The 3563-nt window shown below is 66.2% G+C and carries 3 protein-coding genes; 2 read left to right on the plus strand and 1 reads right to left on the minus strand.

Going from position 1 to position 3563, the window contains the following annotated elements; genetic code table 11:
- The coding region (locus tag ACTS1X_RS04120; RefSeq protein ID WP_442613110.1) for a helicase C-terminal domain-containing protein at positions 1-1583 on the plus strand (1583 nt) is incomplete at its 5' end.
- The gene (locus ACTS1X_RS04125; RefSeq protein WP_442613111.1) at positions 1580-2125 is read left to right on the plus strand and encodes a SixA phosphatase family protein; all 546 of its coding nucleotides are present in this window, start codon (positions 1580-1582) and stop codon (positions 2123-2125) included. The genes ACTS1X_RS04120 and ACTS1X_RS04125, both read left to right, overlap by 4 nt.
- 52 nt (positions 2126-2177) lie before the next feature.
- Here the strand turns inward: ACTS1X_RS04125 and ACTS1X_RS04130 are convergent.
- A partial coding sequence (locus ACTS1X_RS04130; RefSeq protein ID WP_442613112.1) for a DUF885 domain-containing protein occupies positions 2178-3563 on the minus strand: 1386 nt, incomplete at its 5' end.

Genomic DNA, 3563 nt, shown 5'->3' on the forward strand with positions numbered 1-3563 from the left:
CCGATCTCGTGATCGCCAACCATGCACTGGTGATGATCATGGCGGAACGGCGGCGCGAAGACTCCGCCGCCCTTTCGCGGATCATATTCGACGAGGGCCATCACCTGTTCGATGCCGCCGATTCGACCTTTTCCGCCGCGCTGACCGGCCAGGAAGCGATAGAGCTCAGGCGCTGGATCATCGGGCCTGAGGGCAAGCATCGCGGGCGGCGGCGCGGCCTGTCGGCGCGGCTCATGGACGTCGCCTCATACGATCAGGCCGGCGGCGAGGCGATCGAGGCGGCGGGCACGGCGGCCGCCCTCCTGCCCGGCGACGGCTGGCTCGGCCGGATCGCCGAGGGGGTTCCGCTCGGGCCGATCGAGAAGCTGCTCGCCGCGGTGCGCGGTACGGTGTTTGCCCGGGCCAGGGCGCAGGATGCCGGCTATGGGCTCGAAACCGAGGCGGCGGAACTGGACGGCGCGCTGATCGCGGCCGTCGGCGCGGCGGCCGAGGCACTCGAAGCGCTGCACCGCCCCCTCGCCATCCTCCGCCAGCGGCTCGAAGCGGTACTCGAGGACGCGCCCGACTGGCTCGATGCCCAGGCGCGCGCCCGGATCGAGGGCGCGATGATGGGGCTCACCATGCGCGGCCAGATGCTCGCAAGCTGGATCGCGCTGCTCGCCCGGCTCGGCGGCCCGGCCGATCCTGATTTCGTCGATTGGCTGGCGATCGACCGTTATGAGGGCCGCGAGTACGATATCGGCCTGCACCGCCACTGGCTCGACCCGACCAAGCCGCTCGCCGAAACCGTCATCAAGCCCGCCCATGGCCTGATCGTGACCTCGGCGACGCTGAAAGGCGGCGAGGACTGGGACGCGGCCGAGGCGCGCGCCGGGGCGCGGCATCTCGATTTCGCACCCGAGCGGTTCGAAGCGCCGAGCCCGTTCGACTATGCGGCGAACAGCGAGGTGCTGATCGTTACCGACATCAAGAAGGGCGACATTCCGGCCCTCGCCGGCGCCTACGCGCGGCTGATCGAGGCGGCCAACGGCGGTACGCTTGGCCTCTTTACCGCCATCGCGCGGCTGAAAGCGGTCCATGCCCGGATCGCGGACCGGCTGGCGAGAAATGGCCTGCCGCTTTACAGCCAGCATGTCGATCCGATCGATACCGGCACCCTCATCGATATCTTCCGCGACGATGCCCATGCCTCGCTGCTCGGTACCGATGCCCTGCGCGACGGCGTCGACGTGCCCGGCGAATCGTTGCGGCTTGTATTGCTGGAGACCGTGCCGTGGCCGCGCCCGACCGTACTCCATGCCGCGCGCAAGCTCGCGAACGGTGGCAATGCCTATGTCGACCGCGTCGTCCGCGCCCGGCTCGCCCAGGCGTTCGGGCGGCTGATCCGGCGCAAGGACGATATCGGCATGTTCGTGCTGCTCTCCGCCGCCACGCCCTCGCGGCTGCTCACGGCCTTTCCCGAAGGAACGCCGGTGTCGCGCGTGCCGCTCGACGAGGCGGTCGCCCGGGTCTCGGCGCGTCTTTCTTCTGTCGCCGATTTCGGGCAACAGGCGGAAATGCCAATCCCCGTGGAGCCTTCATGAAGCGCCTGATCCTCCTGCGTCACGCCAAATCGAGCTGGGACGACCCGGTCAAACGCGATTTCGATCGCCCGCTCAACGAGAAGGGCAAGCGCGCGGCGACGCTGATGGGCGCGCATATGCAGGAAGCGGGCGTCCTGTTCGATACCGTGATCGCATCGCCGGCCGTCCGCGTGGTCGAAACGCTTGAGAGCGTCGCCAAGGGCTATGGCGAAGCGATCGAACCGGAATGGGACAGGCGCGTCTATCTGGCCTCCAACATGACCCTGCTCGATATCGTCCATGAAGCCGATGACGGTTCGGACGCGCTGTTGCTGTCCGGCCACAATTCCGGGCTCGAGGATCTCGTCCTGCTGCTTGTGCCCGATACGAAGGGCGACGCGGCGCGGGCGGCGGTCGAGGAAAAATTCCCGACCTGCGCACTCGCCGAAATGGAGTTCGCTGTCGACAGCTGGGCCGATATCGCGCCGGGAACGGGCAAGCTCGTCCGCTATGTCAGGCCGCGCGATCTCGATCCCGATCTCGGGCCGGACGACCCGCAATAGAAAGGGGCGTCCCCGGTACGCCGGGAACGCCCCTCCAGATGCACGTTACAACTCAGTCGGCCGAACCGTGAACGGCCATCAGGTCGATGCCGCCCGGGCGTTCACCGCCATTGGCTTCGATCCAGTCGTAGATCTTGGCCTCGAGCACGGCCATCGGCAAAGAGCCCGTGCCGAGCACCTGCTCGTGGAAGGCGCGAATGTCGAAATTGTCGCCCAGCGCGTCCTCAGCCTGCGCCCGCAGCGCCTGGATCGTCAGCGCGCCGACCTTGTAGGCCAGCGCCTGGCTCGGAATGGCGATGTAACGTTCGACTTCGGACGTCGCCTCGACATTGGTCATGCCCGAATTGGCGAGCATGTATTCGATCGCCTGTTCGCGGGTCCAGCCCTTGGAGTGCAGGCCGGTGTCGACGACGAGCCGCATCGCGCGGAGCATCTCGTCGTTGAGATGGCCGAAACGCTGATAGGGGTCCGTGAAGAGCCCGAGATCCTCGCCCAAGGTTTCCGAATAGAGCGCCCAGCCCTCGACGAACGCCGTGTTGCCGCCGAAGCGCATGAAATTGGGAAGCTCTTCATTTTCCTGGGCGAGGCTGATCTGGAAATGATGGCCCGGCGCGCCTTCATGGAGATAGAGCGTCTCCATGCCCGGCGTCAGCCGTTCGTCCAGATTATAGGCGTTGTAATAGAAGACGCCCGGCCGCGATCCGTCCGGCGTGCCGGACTGGTAGGACCCGCCGGCCGCCGTCGCCTCGCGGAACGGCTCGACCGCGCGGATTTCGAGCGGGCTGGTCGGCACCGTCGAGAAGAGTTCGGAAATTCGTAGGTCGACGCGTTCGCCGATCCGGTAATATTCCTCGCCCAGCCATTCACGGCTTTCCGGCTTGAACTGCGGATCGGTGCGGATGTACTCGAAAAATTCCTGCAAGGTGCCTTCGAAGCCCACTTCGGCCTTGATCGCTTCCATCCCGGCCGTGATCCGCGCGACCTCGGCAAGGCCCAGATCGTGGATGTAGTCCGGCGTCAGATCGAGCGTCGTCGTGTCGCGCACCATCTGCGCGTAGAGCGTGTCGCCGCCCCGCATATGGACGAGACCGACGCCCTCGCGCGCGACCGGCAGATATTCGTCGCGGAGGAAATCGCGCATGCGCGTATAGCCGTCGAAGATCGCCTGGGTCGACTCCCGATAGGCGGCCGTCAGCCGGGCCTTGTCCTCTTCCGAGAAATCCTCGGGGAAGTTCAGCACCGGCCGGTAATAGGGCGAATCCTCGATACCTGCGGCGAGCTGCGTATCGAGCTGTTCGATCACCCGGCCGATCGTGAGCTGGCTCTCGACCACGCCCGATTCCATGCCCTCGCGGAAGCGCGCGATCGCGCGATCGTAGATGGTGATGAAGTCCTGGTGGCGGCTCAGATTGTTCTCGTAATCCTCGACCGTGGTGAA

Source organism: Parasphingopyxis sp. (genome assembly GCF_052168275.1).
In the GTDB taxonomy this organism is placed as follows: Bacteria; Pseudomonadota; Alphaproteobacteria; order Sphingomonadales; family Sphingomonadaceae; genus Parasphingopyxis.